The organism is Nitrospiraceae bacterium, from assembly GCA_020632595.1.
In the GTDB taxonomy this organism is placed as follows: Bacteria; Nitrospirota; Nitrospiria; order Nitrospirales; family UBA8639; genus Nitrospira_E.
Window position 1 is genome coordinate 126,369 of record JACKFF010000001.1, and the last position, 21,232, is coordinate 147,600.

A 21,232-nucleotide genomic window follows, 5' to 3' on the forward strand; every position below is an offset into this window, starting at 1 on the left:
TTAAGATGAACCTCAGGCTTTCCTGACTCTTGGTCATACCTGCAAAACACTGTCGAGATGGTCGGCAGGCAATCTTGAGTTGGAGGTTCACCTTTCAGGGTGCGTGCTTTTGGGTCTTTTTGGGTCGCTTCTTGGAAACGCTTTCAGGAGCGGGCTTCACTTGGCTTTCCCCTGATGAGAAGGTTTTGACGGTATGGATAATTTGCCGCTCAGCCTCAAGCCAATCGTCCATGTCCTTCCCTTTCGTCCGGCCTCGTGCCTCATACAATTCAAATGCGCGTTTGGCAATGCTTGAGTGTAATGCCAATTTAATTGCAGACTCCACCTGATCAAGATTCACCGCTCCGCCATCGCCTTGAAATCCTCCGATCACCTGGTCGACGCCAAGCTGGGACGCCTGTGACATTAATGAACGCACCGAGGTTCCGGCCAGCGCCACAATTCCTCCATGATAATGTTGGGCTCGTAGGTCCTTTAGCACGTTGAGTCCATTTGGTTCCGCCACATACATATCCAACACGACCACTAAGGGGGATTTTTCCTTTACCAGGGGAACCACATCCTGCCTATGAGGAGGAATACAGACTTCATATCCCTTTTCAGAGAGAAAAGCCGAAATCTTTCCTCGAAATTCCTCGTGAAAGGTCACAATCATAATCATCAAGAAATAACCTCCCTCTCAAAATCCTACGAAACTACTCATCCACTATTTCATGGTAGATAGTACAAATTCTATACCATTTTCATTTTGTAAATACATTAATGTACTTTCTCTGCAACTCAAACAGCACGGTGAGTGGATGTGCAGAAAGTAAAATCCCTCATAGAGGCAAATTGCCCCATATTAGGATAGTAATGGAACCCCTTTTAGAGGAATTTCTACACACAATTTTCAGACTCCGGAGATTAATTTTTGGCAGAATCGTACGCTTCGGCTCTTTCAACCAACACCACAGTCAGCCAGCCCGTGATTCTCAATGGACAAATGGTCGCCTCTGCGCCACTGCTTATTCAGGTCCAGGAGGTCTTTTTTTCCAGCCTTTCACCAAAACAACAAAGCCGATCACCCCGATAATGAGCGCGAGTCCGCCCAGTAACATTAAAGCATCCATGTATTTGTCTCCTTACGTTTTACCACATCCCTCTTTTCAACCTTCCTGGCAATTGATGCGAGAAGTATGCGAGATGCAAAATCAGGAAAAAATCATTTAAGTCAATGATTGGACAAACACTCAGGACAGGTATCGCCGGTCGATTCCGGCCTCCGGACTTTTGTTTTCTCTTTCCTCACGGACCGCTGATTCGAAATAACTCCTTCCACAATCAACCAGGAAAGGCATTCTTTCGCTACCCAAAAAATTCAAAGGTTCCTTTGCCTGAGAGGTTTTTTCCATCAGCATCCTTTGTCACCAATTTAAAAGATCCTTTAATTTTGGAACCAGACAATTTCGTTCCATCAGCGGGGATGGTTTCCAAGGCCAGAGTTCCTTCTGTATCGAACCCAAAAGAAGTAAGTTTCCCGTCAACTATTCTCTCAATTTGAACTTCAAAATTTCCACCCAACTCCATTGGATCGGCTGCGACCAATTTTTATGTGCCGGATCCCGTCCTGGCTGGGATCCTGAAGGTTACCAACGGATCTTTCATTGGCGATCAAATAATACCCCGAACGCACGCCGTTAACCGTATGTTGCGAGCGCAGATATGCCGCGACCCCGGTCCAGATATGTCAGCATTCACAGTCCCGGAGACCTTTCCTATGATTCCTGACTGCTTAACATCCGGCAACCAGAAGCAGTGGGAGCCAGACTCCAAAAATAAAATTTTGCGAAATGATGTCATAATGGAATCCAATTCAGTATATGAGAAATGGATGGATGAACAGTTACCTCCTTATGACCATGGAGACCTCCGCAAGAACCCGAAGAGGCCGGGCCACAAGGGTTTGTGTGTACTTGCTACTAGTTAACCAATAGCAAAAGAGAATGGGAAGAGGGTAAATCCTGACAAAATATTTGTCATGTACGATCAAACGCCCAATTGACGCCGAGCAAAAGACAAAAAATTCATTTCATAAATAAAAAGCGCAGAATACCCCTCAACCTGATGAGGGGGGGAGGAATGCGCAAATGCCACAAGAAAACACATCTAAAAGATGCCCCTCAGATTGCTGTCAGGAGCTTCACTCAGGACCATGAAGCTTGGGATCTTCCAGTTACGCGTGGTCAGGATGGTGAATGGGCGCTAACAATATGCTCCTCAACTCAATAGGATCCATGATGAATTGCTGCTGGCCGTGGAACAATTGAAGGATCTGCCGACTCCTCCGGGTGCTCTGCCTGATTCACCCCTCACAATTCGGTTCCTTAAAACTTCCCGCCAACAAATTCTAGATTTTCTTTTAGTGCCTAAATCCCTATAGTATGTTTTCCCCTCGATGCGTGAAAATCCCATGCTAATTTGCTGATTTGTATGTTGCCAATAAACACTATCTTTCAGGAAGTCGCTGCCCTGTTGCTCCTGACAGCGGTGATTGGAGCGCTGGCAGCGGGCTTGCGCCAGCCATTGATCGTCGCCTTTATCGCGGTCGGAATCATGAGTGGTCCGTCCGGATTCAATTGGCTACATTCAGCCGATCAAGTGGACTTATTAGCCAAAATCGGCATCACCCTTCTCCTGTTCATGGTCGGCTTGAAGCTGGATCTGCATTTGATTCGCTCAATGGGGCGAGTAGCATTGGCCACTGGTCTCGGTCAGGTGCTGTTTACCTCGATTGTCGGGTATGGCCTCTCAGTGGCATTAGGTTTCGAACCATTAGCGGCCCTTTATGTGGCCGTGGCGCTCACATTCTCCAGCACGATCATCATCGTCAAATTGTTATCGGACAAGGGCGAGATTGATTCGCTCCACGGACGTATCGCCATCGGTTTTCTTATTGTGCAGGACATCGTGGTCGTATTGGTCATGATCGGCCTCTCCGCCCTAGGGACAGGGGCCACGGAAAATAGCCTCGCACAGGAAATGCTCCTGGTCTTACTGAAGGGGGTTGCCCTTTTGGCCGGCGTGGGAATCCTCATGCGCTATGGCCTGCCGCAATTACTCTATTGCCTGGCCCGTACCCCGGAGTTGATGATGTTGTTTGCGATCGCCTGGGGGGTCTCCCTTGCCGCGCTCAGCGAAGCCTTGGGATTCAGCAAAGAGGTTGGAGGGTTCCTGGCCGGGATTTCGCTGGCCTCGACGACGTACCGTGAAGCCATCGGTTCACGATTAGTGAGCATCAGGGATTTTCTCTTGTTGTTTTTCTTTCTCAGCCTTGGAGCACAGCTGGATATGGGCCACCTGGGCTCTCAAGCCTGGCCGGCCATCGCTCTATCATTATTTGTCCTGATCGGGAATCCCCTGATTGTGATCATCATCATGGGAGTAATGGGATACCGGGCGAGGACCGGCTTTCTGGCGGGCCTGACAGTTGCACAAATCAGCGAATTTTCATTGATCCTGGGCGCATTGGGAGTGACCCTCGGTCACATTGACGATTCAGTGATGGGACTCATTACGCTTGTGGGTCTGATCACCATTGGACTGTCCACTTACCTGATTTTGTATTCACATCCACTATATGAACGATTCGGCACATGGCTACAGATCTTTGAGCGGACCACCCCACATCGGGAACAGGAGGAAGATGACACCTCCAGGGAGGCCCTCAATCCGGATGTCATCCTCTGTGGCCTGGGACGCTACGGCAGCCGGATGGCCGAGGGTTTGCGCAAAAAAGGGTATGTGGTCCTAGGCGTGGATTTTGATCCCGAAGTGGTTGCACTTTGGCATGCACAAGGCTGGCCCGCCTTTTACGGAGATGCAGCCGATCCGAATCTGCCGGGTTCATTACCTCTGACCCGGACCCGATGGGTCGTGAGCACGATCCCGGCGACCTCGACCAACGTGACATTACTACACGCCCTCCGCACGCATGGTTATACCAAACAGTTAGGTATGGCAGCCTATACGGTTCGTGAGGCCGAATTATTGAAACAGGCCGGGGTGAATGTCGTGCTCATCCCGTTTGCCGATGCCGCCGAGCGTGCGGTGGAATTACTGAGTAATTCTCACGTCCTTGCCCTGAAATCCAACAAGAATATGTAAATAGCCATCATGATCCAGAATGCGCGACAAATCATACACCCGATAAAGAGGCATTCAGGGGTCCCTGGTCATGGCCCACCCTGATACCAATCAGTCTCTCATCATTAAATGACTCACAGGGATGCTTCGATCGCGTAGCCTGGATTCCCCTTCCTGTTATTCTTCACATACATACAATGGAGATTTCGTAAACTCTCAAATGTTCCCATCCATGCGTGAGGTACCGTATGCAGCCGCACAGCATAGCCCAACAAGTTTGAACCCGCCGCTATCCTTTCTCCATACGGTTTGTCTCGCTGAAAATTCCTTATTTCTTTAAAAGGCAAGACCCTCCATGTATGTCTTGACCATTTTTTTGCGGAATTGAGTGTCAAATACCCGTCTTGGATTCAACTTGTAAGTGCAACGGTTAGTGATGTGGTCGTATCAAAGAATACCTCATGTGGCGTACGATAGCCGAGCGTTATAATTAGGGAGGAGTGGTCTGCTTTTCAAGCATCTTTGATTCCAATTTTTCCCAATCAACGGACACTGTTCCATCTTGGGTTTCATGAAATTTCTTCCAGGAACTCAGTAAGTTCAGGCAGGCGTGATCAATACACCGTAGTTCATCAAAATCGAGATGAACGTCTTTCTTCAATGGAACATCATCCAAAGCATTGGCAAATTTTGGGAGATTTACGAACGTGGCCGTACCTGAAAATTTGATGGAAATCAGTTTATTGTTCTTGCTGCGGTCCATCGAAACCTGAAGGGTATTAGTTGAATAAATTAACTTCGCAAGTGCCACACCAAGCCCTGCAAGCACTCCAATTAAAAGGTTGGTTGTCACAATGGTCACCACAGTCACCGCATACACGATGACTTCTCCCCGGCCAAATTTTGAAAGTGTTCGAATAGCCTGGACATTGATGAGGGTATAGCCGGTGTATACGAGGAGAGCGGCCAAACTTGCGATGGGAACCAATTCGAGTATTTTAGGAAAAAGTCCGACAAATAAGAGTAACCAGGCACCATGGAGCACAGCTGAGACACGCGTTCGGGCACCACTCTGAAGATTGGCTTTACTTCGGACAATCACTCCTGTCATGGGTAAAGCTCCAAGAAATCCACAGAAAAGATTTCCAATGCCCTGGGCAGACATTTCACGGTTGTATCGGGTCCGGGCTCCCGAATGCATCTGGTCTACAGCAGTGGCGCATAAGAGGGTTTCCGCACTGGCGATAAAGGCAATGGCGATGGCCATGGACAATAGGGATGGATCGAGAAGGGAGGCAAAATCCTCCAGGTTTAAAAAATGGATCGAGCTCCCGAGGCTGTCCCGGAATTCAATATATTCGATGGAGAGATTTTGCATGTAGGCTTCTCCACTGGCGACCAATACCCCCACCAGAGGAGCAGGAATAAATTGAATCTTTTTAGGCACCAGAAATTGCCAAAAATAATAACTGCGATCGTGAGAATTCCAATGCGGGCCGACACTAAATGACTCGAGTCAACTCCCTTCTGAGGGATCAACCCTTTCCACGCGGCCTCGGGAATGGTCAAAATATTCTCAAGTCCGCTTCCTTTGGGCGTGTCCCCGATCATAACGTGAAATTGGCTTGCCAGGATGAGCGCGCCGATTCCCGCTAACATTCCTTGAATCACTGCAGGGGAGACGGCTCGGAACCATTGACCTAACTGAAGAAATCCCGCCAGGATTTGGATTCCTCCGGCCACCAGAACCACGATCCCGAGTTTGCCTATGCCAAAACGCTGAATCACATCGAAGACAATCACGGTCAGACCGGCAGCCGGGCCGCTGACCTGCAGAGGGCACCCGGCAAGGAGTCCGACAACGAGGCCCCCGATAATACCGGTAATAATCCCCTTCACAGGAGGGGCACCCGATGCAATGGCAATGCCCATGCACAAGGGCAATGCCACGAGAAACACCACAACGGAGGCCAGAAAATCGCGTCGTACATCTTTCCACGTCATCGTAAAAAGCTCTTTCCACTCCAGTTTCTTCATCATGCGTCATCCCGCATGCCTCATGAGGAAGAGTGTTCTCTTCCAGGCATCCTGAACCTTTTCGACCTCTTGGAGAAACAATGAATTTTGATTGATGCGGATCCCACAGCCAAGCCCTCCCTATCGCGATGAAATGGATCCATCCATGGAAATTGGAATCCCGTGCGCAACCGACTGGCGACGGCAGGATGAGTCCTCGATTGCTCAAGTTGAACCCATACATTCCCTTTATCGGCATGACAACCAGCTTCTCGCCCTTGAGTTTCGGGGACATTCCCCCTCACCATTTGATCTATCCATAGAATGATCATCTAGAGAAAGAGCAAAGAAATTTCCCGCCGCCCCAATTCCGCGGCGATGGTCATGCCGAACAAATAATGGTGCTATCAATAGAATGTCTTTGACGCAAGCAAAGACCGCCGGCTGGTCGGTGACAATAAAACGCTATGCGACAGCAGGTGGACAAAAACAACACACGTAATCAGCGGATCTACCCTACAGTAAGCTTACACAAACACCACAACTCATGTGTCATGTGCCGTGTTTCTGAGAGGCATTTCCTTCCTTATCTAAATCTTCCGTGGGGACCTCTCCGTTTTTTTCCAATGCCAGGAGACGTTGCCCTTCCGAACGATGCATGGCAGCCAATTCTCGTAATTCTTTTGCCGACTTCCATCGCGTTGAGGCAATCAACATCCACCCGGACCTGGTAAACCCCTTGGGATCCATATGTGGCTTTTTTGCAAGACTTATGGCTCGCTGTTCCAATCTCACCGCCTCACTTTGAAGCTCATCAGCCTGTTGATCATAGACCTGCGCCATCTCCAAGAGATCTTCACCTGTCCAGGGCTTCTCATCTGCTAAATCGGAAGCTTGTTCCGAAGACGTCATCGCATAACTCACCGGTGCCAACATAGTAGGGGGACTTGGTCCTCCCTTTTGGCTTAGGCTCATCACGCCCATTCCACCCAAGACTCCTATCAACACATATGCCAGTGCACGCATAAAATTCCCTCCTGCTTAAAGGGTTACATACATCTTGTAATCTGACAGGAAGTCAATAAAACACGTTTTTACTAAACCATCGTGAAAATGTTTTTGAAGGGCTGTCTCGAATGTCAATATATTCGGGTTCCCATGAAAATCGGCCTAGTTGGGCATTTCAATGCTCCTTTTACTAAGCCTATAAAAAAGGCACCACTCAAGGCAGCTGTGAAAAACCCTTGAGGCTCGTCTTCCTCCGAAGCATTAAGAAGTATCTAAAGGATGATACCTACGAAGAGTGTCATGGCGGTTGAAAAAGCAATACACCTTGCTCCCCTTTCGCTCCAGGCGTTCAGATATCTATGTGACTTTTCCTTTCTCAGCCTAGTAGGATTTTTACGCCCGGATGAAGCTAGGTTGCTTTGAGCTCATATCCTCATTTGACCTGCATGGGACGTTCCTCTGCCCTCCCCTTTTTCCATCAGCACATTATGTTGTTCCATGCCGTGGGTTACGATGTGTACGGGCACTCGGAGGGGGTGGTTCTTTCTCCAACTTCTGAGCGGAACCCCCACTCAGATGTACGTTGACCTTTTGTCCCGCCGCATTGACACAATGAAATTGATCAAAGGTCACGTGAAGCGAGTACCTCCCCGAATGATCACGCCCCACAGACAGCAGATGCCATCCTTCAATGACCGTTCCATCCGGTCCGAGAAGTTCCCATTCAGAGGGATCTGAAGCCTCAAAAACCCTGACTGTGACATAGCCATTAGATTCTGAATTCATGCACCACCTTACATCGCCTCACGAAGAACAGAATGTCTCACTTTCCACTTTCAATATGATCCAACCCCCTCTCCCGCATCTCTAAGATTTCCCCCTCAATAAAGATGGCCGTCTTGTAGATTCCGTGGATTATCCCATTCCAGGAGTAAACGCCGATTTATTGAGCTATTCATTTCCAGATTCTACTCCCAATCCTAATCCAATCCAGGCCCTCAGAAGATCATGTCTTGTCACCGTATACATCACCTCCCCATTTCGCTCTATGGGTAAACTCAACAATCGATGTTCTTCCATGAGATGCACCGCATCCTTGATCGATGTCGTATCAACAACTGAAATCTGGTCTTTTTTCATCACGTCTTCGACGGTCACCTTGTTCAGATCTTTTCCTGCTTCCAAAGCACGGAGGACATCAAATTCACTGATAAAGCCGATAAAATGGTTTTTTTCGTCGACGACCGGCCCCCCCGGCGTATGATGAGAAAGTAACTCGATCGCGGCGGCCAGAGCATTCAATTTCCTACCGAATTTCAATTCATTGGTTGGCACAATCTGTCCGACAGTTTTAAATCCTGAGGCTGGGACACCTTGAATAGCCATATGACCTCCCCACATTAAAATGTAAAAATCTCAATATCCATAGATAGATAGCCAGCCAGCATTACACATTGTTCATAAAATTCCATCATACAAAAAGTTACCCCCTAGCCAAGTTACCGGATATAACGGGCTTAGTTGGAAACCGGGTCATAGATCATGAGGATGGTCACTCCGTCTTTTGTGGAAATAGGAGACACATTACAGTGTTCCGGCATCATCCGATAACTGCCCTGTTCACATAACTGGCCGTCCGTCTCGTATTGCCCCTCAAGAACAAAATGCTGAACGATGCCTCGGTGGCTATGAGGCGTGATCCGGCCGCCGGCAGGAATCCGAACCAGCATGGTCTTGGCGCCAAGGGATGGGTCTTCCCGAACAATCTTGACGTCTGCGGGCCCAGGAAATTCTTGAAGTTTCTCCCACTTCATTGTAGCGGTGTGGTGGAATTTTTCTTTGCTCATTGGTCTCTCCTCCTTTGATTCCTACAGAAGTATTGAAATTGGATGATTATCGCTTCTTTCCAAGAAAAATCTCACACAACGCGTTCGATTCAGATGGCCTGATTCAAGTGTTTGAAACGTCCCTTCGTTCCTCGCGGATGTCCTGGTCCCTCCCACACAAAGGGAACCCATTCTCTCAGGGATCATCTCTAAGGCTTGGAGGAGGATAATGGCGGTGACCAGGCAATCTGGCCGTCCTGATTAAAAAGGGTCAGGACAGGACTTCCATCCAGCAACACACGGAGCCGTGCGCGTGGAACGTCATTTTTGTCTCTGAGCGTGAGGGAAGGCAATCCATCCGGCTGCAGATCCAGAGCCGCTCTCTGCTTACAGCCTTTATCGTTGAGAATTAACGCGGGCTGTGCCTCATTAAAGACACCGAGGAACACACGGTTATGACAGGTTTCATCAGCAAGAGTTAATGCCGGGAGATTACCATTCCACAGAAGCAGCGTGGCCCGTGGTTGGCCATCCTTCGTCACGAGGCGGAATTCCTCCGCCGCCACCACTTTCTTTGGCTGCTCAGATTCCCCTGCCGATACTGCGGCATTCATGAAAACAAGGTTGGACAGAGCCCCACCCATCACCCCGGCAAAAAGAGTTGTCATGACCAATATGCCAAACTGTCGTGTATTCATTTCCCATACCTCATAAAGCATAAATTGTTTGACCCATCATTCCCCTCACAACCTGGCTTGAGATAGGCAAGCTTCCATTTTTAGTTTTGATATCGACATCCGGAAAGAACGGGGGATTTTTGAGATCCCCCGTCCAGTCATGAGTAATTAATTCGGTTGAGGAAACTGCACACCAATCGATTGTGGGAAAGTCACGGTTCCGTCCGGAAACGCCTGTCCTTTTTGCCACAGATGATAGATCACCCCATCGGTTTTACCTGCAGCTTCGGCAATTTCTTTTTTCTTGTTCTCATCATCGACGTCGAGGATAAACAAGCGCCCAGTGTCAATCTCCTCCTGGTGATCATGGAAGTACCGGTGCCATTGGATGAGCGGAAGCGTTCTGGAAGCCTTCTTGGCCACGAAATATTCCACGGCGACGAGCGGAGCATTGGCATCAGTCGTTTCAAACAACAGACACTGAAAAACGGTGTCTGAAATACCCTTACAAAAATGGTGAAATGGACCACCAATCTCTCCATTGTGCATGAGATGCGGCGCTTGGACATGAAGATCATAGCCATCTGCCGGTCCGGAACCAGCGCTCATCGCCGGCACAGACATTCCTCCCACCATCACAACAGTCAACACACTCCTCAGTCCAAGAATTCGATAAAAATGAGTCATGGCAACCTCCCTGCTAAATGTGAACCATTACGCCCCAAATTGAGATATTGGGATCTTTTGTTCGTCATTTCCGATATCTGTGACGGGAAATTCTTTTCCGGATCCAGCGGCAGAGATCTCCGCTTACTACCGGCGGGGATGACGGAGAAAAGCTTTTTCATTTTCCCCTTGTTCAATCGGGAATCCATCCTCACATACCTTGTTCCCTCTTATTCTCAGCCGGAAGCCAGTCACAAAGTCCCTTGTGTTGACCACGTCAGTTTTCTCATCCTGTAGCTAATATCTGACGTTCAGCTTCGAACCAGTCGGCTTGATCTTCCCCGTGACACCCCCCCCGCTCCTCATAGAGCTGATGCGCTCGCTGGGCAATCCGAGCTTCGAGATCGCGGGCAGAGGAATCAGCGCAGATAACAGTGTCGATGTCTGAGTTGGCCGACCTTAAGGGTTTAGCGACTCTCTTTTTAGAGACAACAGCTTTTCTTGAGCCCGATGTGGAAATGGGATTCCTTGCGTCTTTACGGCTCTCTGTTTGTTGATTTGTTCGCATCACAAGACCTCCGTCAACTGATTCTCATTGCGCGTATGCCGCGTTTCCGCCAGACATTCCAATCCAAAAGCCGGGGTTTTTCCTATCGCGCGAATAGTGTCAGCGATACGATCAGGCCGACCCCAGTCGCTCCACAGGACATTTTTGAGTTCAAGCACTCCAACCGATTCAGGGGCACAACCCAAAAGATCCGATGAAAAATTCCGCTTCGGCATTTCATGATAGATTTCACGAAGAGTTTGACTTTCCTGAGGTGTGCCTATAACTTTTTCCAATTGTTCAAACCGTTCCATGACCTCGGGCAAACATTTCCACCCCAATCTCCATAAGGTCTCCATTTTGGCGGTCATGATAAAGGTATTCCAAAGCGCCCCATGAGCCTGAGCGGCCAGCCCCTGAATCGCGTTTGGTTTCTCGAGAAAGGCATCCACCCGTCTCACGCAAAGTCCGCCACTTGATCCCAGGGGTCCTCCTGGTTCGATCCATCCATACTCGAGCTCAAGAGACGTAGGCCTGACACCGAGGAGCATGATGCGATCCTGGAAGATGGCGGTCGCCTGCATAGCCTTTTCAACCGTGTCCATCAATCGATTTTCGGGGAATATAAAATGGTCTGCTGGATACAGCACCACCGTCGCATGGGGATTCCGAACCCGGATGTAGGTTAAGGGAAGAAAAATTCCGGCAGCTGTATCGCAGTTCCGAGGTTGTCCAATCACCTGGCCACAGGATCGATTCGCCGACTGAGCTACCACTTCTCGAAAGTGGTTCTGAGCAATAACGGTTATTTTGTGTTCAGGACGGGTCAAGAGGTCCGCACGATCCCACGTATGTTGCAACATGGAACGATGGCCCACAAATGAACAATACTGTTTGGGCTTGTGATACCCCAGCCACTGCTCAATAAACGGACGGGTTCGTTCCCCTTCTCCTCCCGCCAGGATCACTGACCAGCGTTCTCCCTTTGCCGTGTTTTGGTCTTTCATGAAGTCCCTTCTTTCAGCAGCCCCCAAAACCCTTCTCAAAATTTTTGGTTCTCCCAATGCACGCAGGATCAAGATCTTTCAGTTCTTCTAATAGTTTCGCTCACTTGGTTGGTGTCTCCTCCCATTCGTTTCAAGTTCGGTACCATTATGAAAATTTCTTTTATAATGGGCTTCTGACGTCAGGCATCATTTTCTGATCCCCAAACCAATGGCCCATTTAGCTACAAACAATTTTGCAGGGACGTGGCAAATATCTACAGTGCTTTTCGTGGAATATGGAATTTATAGAAAACGTGAAAAGGAAGCCCTAAGAGTCGAACTCTGCAAAATTCTTATTCCACGGGACTCTCATGAATTGTTGTATCTGGTGTCAGTTTTTGGCTGTCGGCATGGATGGATTGAGGAATTTCTCCGTTGAAAGTGGTACAAACTTTCAAGCGGGGTATGCGATTCCGAAACGCCGTCACGTGGTGGGGAGAGATTTCCGAATCAAAAGCCGGTTTTCTCTGTCAAATTTTCTTTCCGACCACCACGTCATCGCCGAAATGATCTGTTGACGATACCGGTTCAAGGCGGCTCGTCAGGCGGGACTTAAGAAAGTGAATCCATCCGCAGGCATGATTCCGGGAATCATGATGTGCGATGGCACAAGGAAAAAAAAAACGCTCAGTTAGTTGGCATTGACGTCTCTATAAAGAAAGGGGGTAGTCCCCGATTCAAGGAAATTGCCCCGTTCAAATGCGAATTCATTTGTTATCGGGGGACAAAAGCGTGGCCAGGGTATGTGAGCCAGGACCTACGAATGATGAAATGGGACCGATGCCGGTTTATGGGGACAAAGGATATTGGAGTGTTGAATAATAAAGATTTTCAAGGGCAAATTCGCCAGGATTAAATTACTCCTCAAAGGCTCCGGGTCGGTTCAAAAAAGTCCGTCCAGCAAGGCCGCAGCCGTTTTTACGCGCGGAGCGTACGCTGAGTACGTGAGCACGGGAAAATGGCGAGAACGCCGCTGGCGGCTTTTTTCAACAGACCCGATATCCAAATTGCCTGGGACCACGGTCCTGGAACCGTTCAGCCGGAAGTGGTGGTGGCCGGCGGTGCAGAAATTATGGAATTATGATGGTGAAGCGGGGTACAGTAGGCCAGACTGAGAAGAGGGTCTTCCGACAAATACGGTCGGAGCCGGAGAAAAAGGCCGGGACTCGATCTGTTCACGGAACCGGGACCTTTCAGTATGGATGCTGTTAAAGTGGGAATATTTTTGGAGAGGCAACCTAATCAATGAATACTGAATCTGATCATTCGAATCCTCTCGTGGCGATTATCATGGGGAGCAGCAGTGATTGGGAGACCATGCGGCACGCAAGTTTGATCCTCACAGAATTAGCCGTTCCCCATGAATGCCGGATTGTGTCAGCTCACCGCACACCGGATTTTCTCTTTGAGTATGTCGGCTCGGCCCAAAGCCGTGGCATCCATGTGCTCATTGCCGGAGCAGGAGGCGCCGCACACTTGCCGGGAATGGCCGCAGCAAAAACGATTCTTCCGGTTCTCGGAGTGCCGGTCCGGTCTCGAGCCCTGCAAGGCTTTGATTCGCTCTTATCAATTGTCCAAATGCCAAAGGGCATTCCAGTTGCGACCCATGCAATCGGCGAGGATGGAGCGGTCAATGCCGCCTTGCAGGCATCAGCCATTCTTGCCGTATCTGATCACGGCATCGGCCAGCGACTCAAGGCCTATTATGACCAACGACACACCCCGGCACTGGAGAAACTCATATGAATATCATTCTTCCTGGTGGGACGATCGGGATATTGGGCGGAGGCCAACTAGGTCGCATGCTGGCCATGGAAGGCCGCCGGATGGGGTATCGCATTGGCGTGTTAGATCCCGTTGAGAATTGCCCGGCCGCCCAGGTTGCGGATTTTTGTGTGCAATCAGAGCTGACGAACACGCAACGCGTGATGGACTTTGTCTCTCAGGTTGATGTGGTGACCATTGAGACCGAACTGGTGCCCTGGATGCTTCTTGCCGACATTGAAACGGGCCAAGCGACCCGTCCATCCTCTTCCGTGCTCGCTCTCATCCAGGATCGACTGGTTCAACGGGAATTTCTTCAAGATTACCGCTTTCCACAAACTCTCTTTGCCTCGGTCAAAGATCACGCCACCTTGACCGCTGCGGCTCAACACGTGACATTCCCTGCTATTTTAAAGAAGCGCCGTTCAGGATATGACGGTAAAGGCCAAATCCGGGTTACCGGCGTGGACCATCTGAATGAGGCCTGGCGAGAATTAAAGGAAGTCCCGTGTGTTTTAGAAGCCGTCGCGCCCTTCAAGATGGAACTATCGGTCGTGTTGGCCCGCAGTCTTCAGGGAGATATTCAACTCTACCCCCTGGCTGAGAATGCCCATCGGCAGAACATCCTCCATACCACACGCGTTCCGGCCCGGGTGGCGGACACGATCCGTTTACGGGCGAAGGAGCTTGCCCTTTCCCTCTCAGAGGCGCTTGATTACTGCGGAGTCATGGCGGTGGAGCTGTTTCTTCTCGAGGACGACACCTTGTTGATCAATGAGATCGCTCCCCGGCCTCATAACAGTGGACATTTTACCTTTGGGGCCTGCGTGACGTCCCAATTCGAACAACATCTCCGCGCCATTTGCGGATTACCATTGGGGGATACCTCCCTCATGCATCCCGTCGTGATGGTGAATCTCCTCGGAGATCTATGGCGAAACGGACCGCCCAGGTGGGATCGACTTCTGGCTCATCCGCAGGTCCGGCTTCACCTTTATGGAAAAACACACGCCGCGCCGGGACGCAAAATGGGGCATTTTCTTCTGATAGGGGACAATCCAGATCAATCCTATCAACAAGCCGAAGGTCTCCTGCAGGGCAGGATGAATGCAGAGTCTCAAGAGAAAGATATTCCGGTCAAGAATCCAGCCACAGAGCCTTTTCAAAAGCTAGCCAGACCATTGGAGACTCCGGCACGACTGCCGCCGTGTTCCACTCAGGGTTTCTAATGCGGGCTTCGCCTGATACCCATCATAAGGCAGGAAAACCCTAACGCTGAATTTTCCGTGGCGAGAATTCTGGGCCTGTCCATACAATCACCAGGGCATCAACCGCACCGCGCAACCTCTTGATGCCTATAGCCTCGATGATGCCTAAAGAGCGGAACGATATTCGTTCCAAGAAATCATCTGCACTTGCGGATCTAAGGGATCACCCTTCCGGCTAAGACCTTCGTTGCGGTTTGGGAGATTAAAGAACCCAAGTTGACAGGTATTTGCCTAACTCATCCTCCTTGGAGGACTTATGCCAGAGTCAGACCAAATTGGCAGTAGTTCGTAGAAGTGCCCTATTTTCTTTCTTTATGGAGTAGCCTCTGCTCCCAACCAAGCCCATGCCTCACTTTCCCGATCTTCCGGAAATGTCCGCATATCCATATCCGCAAAGGCGGGATTGACGGTCTCAATGACCTTGCACATCCAGCTTGGCGCACCAACGATGGCGTAGCGCTCGACCTTCTGAATGGCCGCCAGCTTTATCGAAAGAAGGCCACTTTGCATAAATATTGCCGGATCAATCCCACCGAAGTGTTTGATCCGGTTCAGCAAACGCACCTTCTGGTGCCGACCAAAAAATGTCTCGAATGTTTTGATGACCTCGGGCATTTCCTTCCCCGAAATCACTCCATCAATCTCAAAGGCCAGGACATCGTCCTTTGATACGGGGAGAAACCGGAAAGCCGAAGGTGGAAATTTGCCTGCTTTCGGCAGCTCCGAGGCCCACTTCATGGCCTCATTGCGCTCATCGGACGGGAATACCTTCATCTCCACAGTCGGCAAAAAAGCGCTCATGAACCCGATCAGGGCTTGGGGCCATTCCTTATCCGAAACAAAGGCAAAGCGGGTGAATTGAGTGATATGCCTGAGAAGCTCGAGATCGGCCTTCGTACCCTCAACACATGCATCGGCGTTCATGTCCGACAAGCCTGTGAAGTCCACTACCATGCCAAGCTGATCATGGTTGAGCAGTTTCTCATCAAGAATACCCTTATACGTTTTGATGTCGTCGCCCGTAAGTTTCCCGCTGAGATGCATGGCAATCACGTGATCCGGCGCGGGTGCTTGTTGATACATAATGATGGCCTCCAGAAATTTGAGGTGTGTTTGAGACGATTCATCCTGGAAATTCTGTATGTAAGACCGGATAGGTTTTCTCTATATTAAGGGGACCACACATAATCCACCTGCTCAAGCGAAACAATGGGGAGAATCATTCCTTCGCCTTCAGTCTCAGTAGAAAAATCATATAAAAGGGATTCCTCCGGGATCAAAGTCCCTTGATAAAGAATTGTCACGTCAACGGATTCCCCTTTACCCCTTCGTTCTTGTATGGCTTCTAATATCGTAGCAGGAGGAACTGCAACCATTTCAAACGGATCCTTCGCAATTTTAAATCTGACAATTCCCCAACTGGTTTTGATTTTGGCTGGACCGATGGCAATCCCGAAACCCTTATGCTGCGGCCGATAGCCGGTAAGACTTCCATGCCAAAGAAACGCAATTCGTTTTTTCAACATTGGATGGCCTATTCTCACGGCATCACGCTTTTCCATTTCTGCCAAGAGCCGATCATACCGTTCATCAACATTTGATCCATACAGATACTTCCAATCCGGAGGACGACTCTCCAGTTCCTTGAGAAAAGATTCAACCGTTGCAGGATCATTGAGAAACGGTGTGTTTTTCGTGATGAGCGATTCCCAGGAATCATCTTGGGTGACATGAAGCGGCCGAACGCCATCCGGCAATGCATCACCCAGTCCGGAAGAGAGGCCAGGAATCATCACGAGCCACAGAACACAGAAAAATACGAGACCATCCCTACTTTCATGAAACATGATATACCCCGTTTTTCAGATCTTCGTTGTATATGCCACCATTCATTTATCCATTACAGGACACCGGCATGTTTTTGCATGACTCACCCTCCGGGTTTCTCCGGCGATCCCCTTAGTCAAACTGCTTTCTAAATCTCCACACGCCGAACCCGAAGGTCGCACTTCCTAGCAGCCCCATGGGCAACACTAAATGCCAGAGACTGGCAAGCCCGGCTCCTTTAAAAAAAATCCCATGGGTAATTTCTATGTAATAGCGTAGGGGGGAAAAAATCATGATATATTGTACCCACTTCGGCATAGCCTCCATGGGAGTGGTAACCCCGGACAAGAGCAGTATAGGCACCAACACCAGAATGGTCATCATCCCAACTTGAGCCTGGTTTCGAGCCAGCGTCGCGGCAAATAATCCAATACCGGCCGTGGTGAAAACGTACAACACCATAATGCAATAGTATAAAGGCAGACTGCCGGCAATCGGAACATGGAGGATGGGACCAAGCACACCAAAAATACTCACACTGACCGCCCCGACGATCATCAGCGTCATGGCCAGGACTTTTGATGCCATGATGTGAAAGGGCGTCAGAGGCGAGACCAGTAACTGCTCAATCGTTCCGCGCTCTTTTTCCCTGACGAGGGCTGCCGCCGGTAATAAAATCGCAAAAAGCGTCGTCATGCGAAGAATGTGCGAGGTCGACTCGAACCAGGCATCTTTTTGCTCAGGGTTATACCACACCCGATATTCGCCGCGGATTTGAGGCAACACATTCTGTCCACTTGAATGTAGGCCTAATCGTTGCTCGACCAGATTTTCACCGAACCTTGCGACAATTTGAGCCGCATAACTCGCAGCGGATAAGCCTTGTGGCGCATTCGTGGTATCGACTTGAATTTGCACCTTCCCCTGCTCGCCCTTGGCTAACCACTCGTGAAACCTGGGAGGGATGTCCAACACCATCATCGTCTCTCCCTGGTCCAAAAGCCGAAGCCCTTCCTCGGGATGACTGATTTCCCCATCGAAACGAAAATACGGTGGCCGAAATCGATAGATGAGTTCCCGAGAGGAGAGACTATGATCGGCATCGTACGCAACCAGACTGGCATGTCTCAGTTGGGCGGTAATGCCTGTTCCCGTGATATAGACGGCCAAGGTGAACGAATACAGAAAAAAGATCAGCAAGGGAAAATCCCGACATAATTGCAATAGCTCTTTTCTGGTCATAACCAGGAGGCGCCGCCACCAGATAAGACTCGCAGCCCAGAATGGGCTCACCCGGGGCCTCATGCCTTTGGCCTTTTCCGAAACAAGAAAAACCCCAACACGAGCAGGGCCGACGTGTACAAAATCAAAATCCCCAGTTTGAGCCCCAAGCCATCAAATCCAAGTCCCTTGAGAAACACCCCCCTCACAATGTCCGTATAATACATCGCGGGAAACAAATGGGCTTGGACCTGAGCCCCAGGACTCAGAGACGAGACGGGAGTGATAAAACCGGAAAACAGAAAGGTGGGGACGGTGGTCAGCACCAGGGTAATAATGAGAGCCGCCATTTGGGTATTCACCAACAGAGACACGAGAAATCCCATCGCCGTACAACACACCACAAAGACGAGAGAGGCCACGGCAAAAAAGAATAAATCTCCTTTAAAGGGCACTTCAAAAAGAAATACCACCACTCCCCACAGCACCATGGCGTTACACGTAGAAATCACCACAAAAGGGAAGAGCTTTCCGACCAAAAATTCCAATCGAGTGACGGTCGAGCTGTAAATATTCATGATGGACCCTCGTTCCTTTTCTCGAACCACGCCCAACGCCGTTAACATGGGAGTGGAAAATATCAGGGAAAACATCACGAGTCCCGGCCCCAATCCCCAAATACTTTTCACCTCCTGGTTATAGAGATACCGGACCTCTACTTGAACGGGTTGAATGAAGGCGCGGGCCTGCTGCCGGGCCATCCCACGGGTGCGGACGAGATAATCAACTACCAGGTCCTGACTGAACGCCCGATTGATCGCAATTACATACCCTTTGGTGATATCGGTACGCACGGGAAAGGTTCCATCGATCAGAATTTGGACGAACGCCGGAAACCCGGAGAGAAGACGTTCTTCAAACTTTTCAGGAATCACAACTACAGCCCGGACCGTTCCCTGCTCCAATAGTTCATTCGCCTCCTGTTCATGCTCCAGGGACCCCTGATACGAAAAATATCGTGACTCCACAAAACGATAGAGATAATCCCGGCTCAAGGCCGTTCGATCACGATCCAGAATGGTGAAGGGGATATTCTCGACATCCAGCACGAGACCGTATCCAAACACGACCATCCAGAGAACCGGCAACAAAAAGGCCAGGACAAGAAATAATCGATCTCGAGTCGTTTCCCGCCATTCCTTTAACGCGAGGGTGCCCACACGCCTCAGATTCACGACGAGCCTCCCACCGCCCTGCCGGAGCCTTCCTGTTCCATCTTCCTCATGCGATACACAAACACATCTTCGAGGGTGAGAGGACGCGGCGACACGCGCTGAAGAAGGATCCCATGCGCATCGCATACCTCCCGCATACGCTGCGTATCCCGTCTCGGATCATCTGACAGCACATGAATATTCGACCCGGCCAGTCCTACATGATGAAATCCGGCTTGTTGGAGGAAGGAAACCGTCGCCACCGGATGAGTCGTCATGAGTTCCAACAGCTCTCCGGCTTCTCGTTCCACTTCTTCTTTTAGATGAGACGGCGACCCCTCTGACACAATCCTCCCACCATCCATTAAGGCCAATCGATCGCAATGCTCAGCTTCACTCATGTAATGCGTCGTCACAAGAAGAGCCACCCCTTCTTCTCGTGCCAAATGCAACAAGATCTCCCAAAACCGGCGCCGACCGACGGGGTCAACCCCTGAGGTCGGTTCATCCAGAAACAACACCTGCGGACGATGAACGAGAGCACACCCAAGAGCCAAGCGTTGCCTCACACCCATGGGCAATTGCCCGGCCAATGTCTGTTCGAAGCCTCCCAGCCCGGCCATCGTCACAATCCAATCCAACCGCGTTTTAGCCTCACGATCCCCAAGCCCATACACCCCGGCAAACAATCGGATATTTTCAAGAACCGTTAAATCCAGATAGAGAGAAAAGGACTGGGACACATATCCGATGCGTTGCTTCAGAGCCCCCGCCGCCCGATACATATTGACTCCGGCTACCCATCCTTCGCCTCCTGTCGGTTGTAGAATCCCTGTAAGCATTTTAATCACGGTCGTTTTCCCCGCACCATTGGAACCAAGAAGACCAAAAATTTCTCCCACTTTAATCTGAAAACTGACCTGATCGACCGCCCGAAAATCACCAAACTGCCGAATGAGTCCACGGGCTTCAATCGCCACCCCACCATTTTGCGAAGACCCGACAAACGCCGAACGCGGCATTGGACCTGTTTCACCAACCAATTGCTGATGACGGAGAAGGGCCACGAACACATCATCCAATTCGGGGGCTTTGGCCCCTAGATTTTTTACCACCACATTTTGGAGAGCGTTTTTCACCATGCTCTGCGCCACCTCCGCCACTTCATCCTCAACAAAGACATGCAACGATGGCCCCATCGCGTCGACTTGTGAAAAGGTGCGCTTGAGTTTGGACATCGCCTCAACCTGGGGATCAGCCTGGACGGTCACTAATACCCCCGGGGCCTGCGCAAGGATTTCCGAGGGAATTCCCGCGGCCAACACCAGGCCCTGAAACATAAGGCTTAGGCGTTGAAAGCGGGCGGCTTCATCCATATACGACGTCGAGACCAATGCCGTGAGACCGCGTTCCTGAACCAAGTCAGACAAAATGGTCCAGAAATCGCGCCGAGAGACAGGATCGACCCCGGTCGTGGGTTCATCCAGGATGATCAACTCCGGTTCATGAATGAGCGTACAGACCAATCCCAGTTTTTGTTTCATACCACCTGAAAGATGCTTCATGCTGCGATGGCGAAAGGGATCCAGACGGGTCATAGCCAGGAAACGACGCTTCCTCAGAAGGAGATCGCGTTCGGACACCATGCGAAGACGGGCAAAAAAATCGATATTTTCTTCGACGGAGAGATCAGGATACAAATTCTGTCCAAGGCCCTGTGGAAGAAAACCAATACGGGCCTTAATTCCCTCAGCCTGTCGTTCAGATTGAATGGGCGTTCCAAACACCTCGACGCATCCTTGTTCATACGACAAAACCCCGGCGATCGCTTTCATAATGCTACTTTTCCCGGCAGCATCCGGACCAATCAATCCATACACCTCTCCCCTCCGAATGTCGAAATGAACCCCCTTGACCGCTTCATGGGTTTTATAGCGTTTATAGAAATTCGTGACACGGACAATGCAATCGGAACTTGGATGAGGGAGGGACTGTGGAGCCCTGTTCAATGCGTTCAAGGGCAATCT

18 protein-coding genes and 1 pseudogene are annotated in these 21,232 nt (G+C 50.0%); 3 read left to right on the plus strand and 16 right to left on the minus strand.

What is annotated here, in order from left to right:
- Window positions 1–94: 94 nt before the first annotated feature.
- Window positions 95–664 (minus strand): DUF2934 domain-containing protein, encoded by a 570-nt coding sequence (locus H6750_00570; protein MCB9772804.1) that lies wholly within the window; start codon window positions 662–664, stop codon window positions 95–97.
- Window positions 665–1,347: 683 nt separating this feature from the next.
- Complete coding sequence (locus tag H6750_00575; GenBank protein ID MCB9772805.1) at window positions 1,348–1,587, minus strand: hypothetical protein; 240 nt, start codon at window positions 1,585–1,587, stop codon at window positions 1,348–1,350.
- An 885-nt stretch (window positions 1,588–2,472) separates the two neighbouring features.
- Between H6750_00575 and H6750_00580 the strand changes: the two genes are divergently transcribed.
- Window positions 2,473–4,146 (plus strand): cation:proton antiporter, encoded by a 1,674-nt coding sequence (locus H6750_00580; protein ID MCB9772806.1) that lies wholly within the window; start codon window positions 2,473–2,475, stop codon window positions 4,144–4,146.
- A 469-nt stretch (window positions 4,147–4,615) separates the two neighbouring features.
- On the opposite strand, the pseudogene H6750_00585 reads toward H6750_00580, so the two are convergent.
- The 9 genes and pseudogenes from H6750_00585 to H6750_00625 form a co-directional block, all read right to left on the minus strand.
- Window positions 4,616–6,129: pseudogene (locus tag H6750_00585) on the minus strand (SulP family inorganic anion transporter).
- A 564-nt stretch (window positions 6,130–6,693) separates the two neighbouring features.
- Complete coding sequence (locus H6750_00590; protein ID MCB9772807.1) at window positions 6,694–7,167, minus strand: hypothetical protein; 474 nt, start codon at window positions 7,165–7,167, stop codon at window positions 6,694–6,696.
- A gap of 468 nt (window positions 7,168–7,635) precedes the next feature.
- Complete coding sequence (locus tag H6750_00595; GenBank protein MCB9772808.1) at window positions 7,636–7,935, minus strand: hypothetical protein; 300 nt, start codon at window positions 7,933–7,935, stop codon at window positions 7,636–7,638.
- 165 nt (window positions 7,936–8,100) lie between these two features.
- A complete protein-coding gene (locus tag H6750_00600) occupies window positions 8,101–8,535 on the minus strand; it encodes a CBS domain-containing protein (GenBank protein MCB9772809.1) in 435 nt (144 codons plus the stop codon).
- A 131-nt stretch (window positions 8,536–8,666) separates the two neighbouring features.
- The gene (locus H6750_00605) at window positions 8,667–8,996 is read right to left on the minus strand and encodes a cupin domain-containing protein (protein ID MCB9772810.1); all 330 of its coding nucleotides are present in this window, start codon (window positions 8,994–8,996) and stop codon (window positions 8,667–8,669) included.
- 188 nt (window positions 8,997–9,184) lie between these two features.
- Window positions 9,185–9,673: a hypothetical protein gene (locus H6750_00610; GenBank protein ID MCB9772811.1), complete on the minus strand. Its 489-nt coding sequence runs from the start codon at window positions 9,671–9,673 to the stop codon at window positions 9,185–9,187.
- Window positions 9,674–9,820: 147 nt separating this feature from the next.
- Window positions 9,821–10,339 carry a DUF1264 domain-containing protein gene (locus H6750_00615; protein MCB9772812.1) on the minus strand — a complete coding sequence of 173 codons (519 nt, stop codon included), beginning with the start codon at window positions 10,337–10,339 and terminating at the stop codon, window positions 9,821–9,823.
- 265 nt (window positions 10,340–10,604) lie between these two features.
- Entirely contained in the window at window positions 10,605–10,886 is a 282-nt protein-coding gene (locus tag H6750_00620) for a DUF2934 domain-containing protein (GenBank protein MCB9772813.1), read from the minus strand.
- Window positions 10,886–11,872, minus strand: a complete 987-nt coding sequence (locus H6750_00625; GenBank protein MCB9772814.1) for a hypothetical protein — start codon at window positions 11,870–11,872, stop codon at window positions 10,886–10,888. The genes H6750_00620 and H6750_00625 overlap by 1 nt, the downstream gene beginning before the upstream one ends.
- 1,284 nt (window positions 11,873–13,156) lie before the next feature.
- Here H6750_00625 and purE point away from each other — a divergent pair.
- Together purE and H6750_00635 are read left to right on the plus strand one after the other, a co-directional pair.
- On the plus strand, window positions 13,157–13,657 hold the full coding sequence (purE, locus tag H6750_00630) for a 5-(carboxyamino)imidazole ribonucleotide mutase (GenBank protein ID MCB9772815.1): 501 nt from the start codon (window positions 13,157–13,159) through the stop codon (window positions 13,655–13,657).
- Window positions 13,654–14,904 (plus strand): 5-(carboxyamino)imidazole ribonucleotide synthase, encoded by a 1,251-nt coding sequence (locus H6750_00635; protein ID MCB9772816.1) that lies wholly within the window; start codon window positions 13,654–13,656, stop codon window positions 14,902–14,904. Before purE ends, H6750_00635 begins: the two co-directional genes overlap by 4 nt.
- Window positions 14,905–15,255: 351 nt before the next feature.
- Here H6750_00635 and H6750_00640 read toward each other — a convergent pair whose 3' ends face one another.
- The 5 genes from H6750_00640 to H6750_00660 all read right to left on the minus strand — a co-directional run bounded on the left by H6750_00640 (window position 15,256) and on the right by H6750_00660 (window position 21,214).
- Window positions 15,256–16,026 (minus strand): STAS/SEC14 domain-containing protein, encoded by a 771-nt coding sequence (locus H6750_00640; GenBank protein ID MCB9772817.1) that lies wholly within the window; start codon window positions 16,024–16,026, stop codon window positions 15,256–15,258.
- An 86-nt stretch (window positions 16,027–16,112) separates the two neighbouring features.
- Window positions 16,113–16,790 carry a hypothetical protein gene (locus H6750_00645; GenBank protein MCB9772818.1) on the minus strand — a complete coding sequence of 226 codons (678 nt, stop codon included), beginning with the start codon at window positions 16,788–16,790 and terminating at the stop codon, window positions 16,113–16,115.
- A 112-nt stretch (window positions 16,791–16,902) separates the two neighbouring features.
- Window positions 16,903–18,075 (minus strand): ABC transporter permease, encoded by a 1,173-nt coding sequence (locus H6750_00650; protein ID MCB9772819.1) that lies wholly within the window; start codon window positions 18,073–18,075, stop codon window positions 16,903–16,905.
- Window positions 18,072–19,226 (minus strand): ABC transporter permease, encoded by a 1,155-nt coding sequence (locus H6750_00655; protein MCB9772820.1) that lies wholly within the window; start codon window positions 19,224–19,226, stop codon window positions 18,072–18,074. Before H6750_00655 ends, H6750_00650 begins: the two co-directional genes overlap by 4 nt.
- Entirely contained in the window at window positions 19,223–21,214 is a 1,992-nt protein-coding gene (locus tag H6750_00660) for an ABC transporter ATP-binding protein (protein MCB9772821.1), read from the minus strand. Before H6750_00660 ends, H6750_00655 begins: the two co-directional genes overlap by 4 nt.
- Between the last annotated feature and the right edge of the window lie 18 nt (window positions 21,215–21,232).

What these genes read in the sequence shown, in the direction of transcription:
- H6750_00580 (MCB9772806.1), top strand. Translation starts at nt 2,473, where the DNA reads ATGTTGCCAATAAACACTATCTTTCAGGAAGTCGCTGCCCTGTTGCTC.
- H6750_00590 (MCB9772807.1), bottom strand. Translation starts at nt 7,167, where the DNA reads ATGCGTGCACTGGCATATGTGTTGATAGGAGTCTTGGGTGGAATGGGC.
- H6750_00595 (MCB9772808.1), bottom strand. Translation starts at nt 7,935, where the DNA reads ATGAATTCAGAATCTAATGGCTATGTCACAGTCAGGGTTTTTGAGGCT.
- H6750_00600 (MCB9772809.1), bottom strand. Translation starts at nt 8,535, where the DNA reads ATGGCTATTCAAGGTGTCCCAGCCTCAGGATTTAAAACTGTCGGACAG.
- H6750_00605 (MCB9772810.1), bottom strand. Translation starts at nt 8,996, where the DNA reads ATGAGCAAAGAAAAATTCCACCACACCGCTACAATGAAGTGGGAGAAA.
- H6750_00610 (MCB9772811.1), bottom strand. Translation starts at nt 9,673, where the DNA reads ATGAATACACGACAGTTTGGCATATTGGTCATGACAACTCTTTTTGCC.
- H6750_00615 (MCB9772812.1), bottom strand. Translation starts at nt 10,339, where the DNA reads ATGACTCATTTTTATCGAATTCTTGGACTGAGGAGTGTGTTGACTGTT.
- H6750_00620 (MCB9772813.1), bottom strand. Translation starts at nt 10,886, where the DNA reads ATGCGAACAAATCAACAAACAGAGAGCCGTAAAGACGCAAGGAATCCC.
- H6750_00625 (MCB9772814.1), bottom strand. Translation starts at nt 11,872, where the DNA reads ATGAAAGACCAAAACACGGCAAAGGGAGAACGCTGGTCAGTGATCCTG.
- purE (MCB9772815.1), top strand. Translation starts at nt 13,157, where the DNA reads ATGAATACTGAATCTGATCATTCGAATCCTCTCGTGGCGATTATCATG.
- H6750_00635 (MCB9772816.1), top strand. Translation starts at nt 13,654, where the DNA reads ATGAATATCATTCTTCCTGGTGGGACGATCGGGATATTGGGCGGAGGC.
- H6750_00640 (MCB9772817.1), bottom strand. Translation starts at nt 16,026, where the DNA reads ATGTATCAACAAGCACCCGCGCCGGATCACGTGATTGCCATGCATCTC.
- H6750_00645 (MCB9772818.1), bottom strand. Translation starts at nt 16,790, where the DNA reads ATGTTTCATGAAAGTAGGGATGGTCTCGTATTTTTCTGTGTTCTGTGG.
- H6750_00650 (MCB9772819.1), bottom strand. Translation starts at nt 18,075, where the DNA reads ATGAGGCCCCGGGTGAGCCCATTCTGGGCTGCGAGTCTTATCTGGTGG.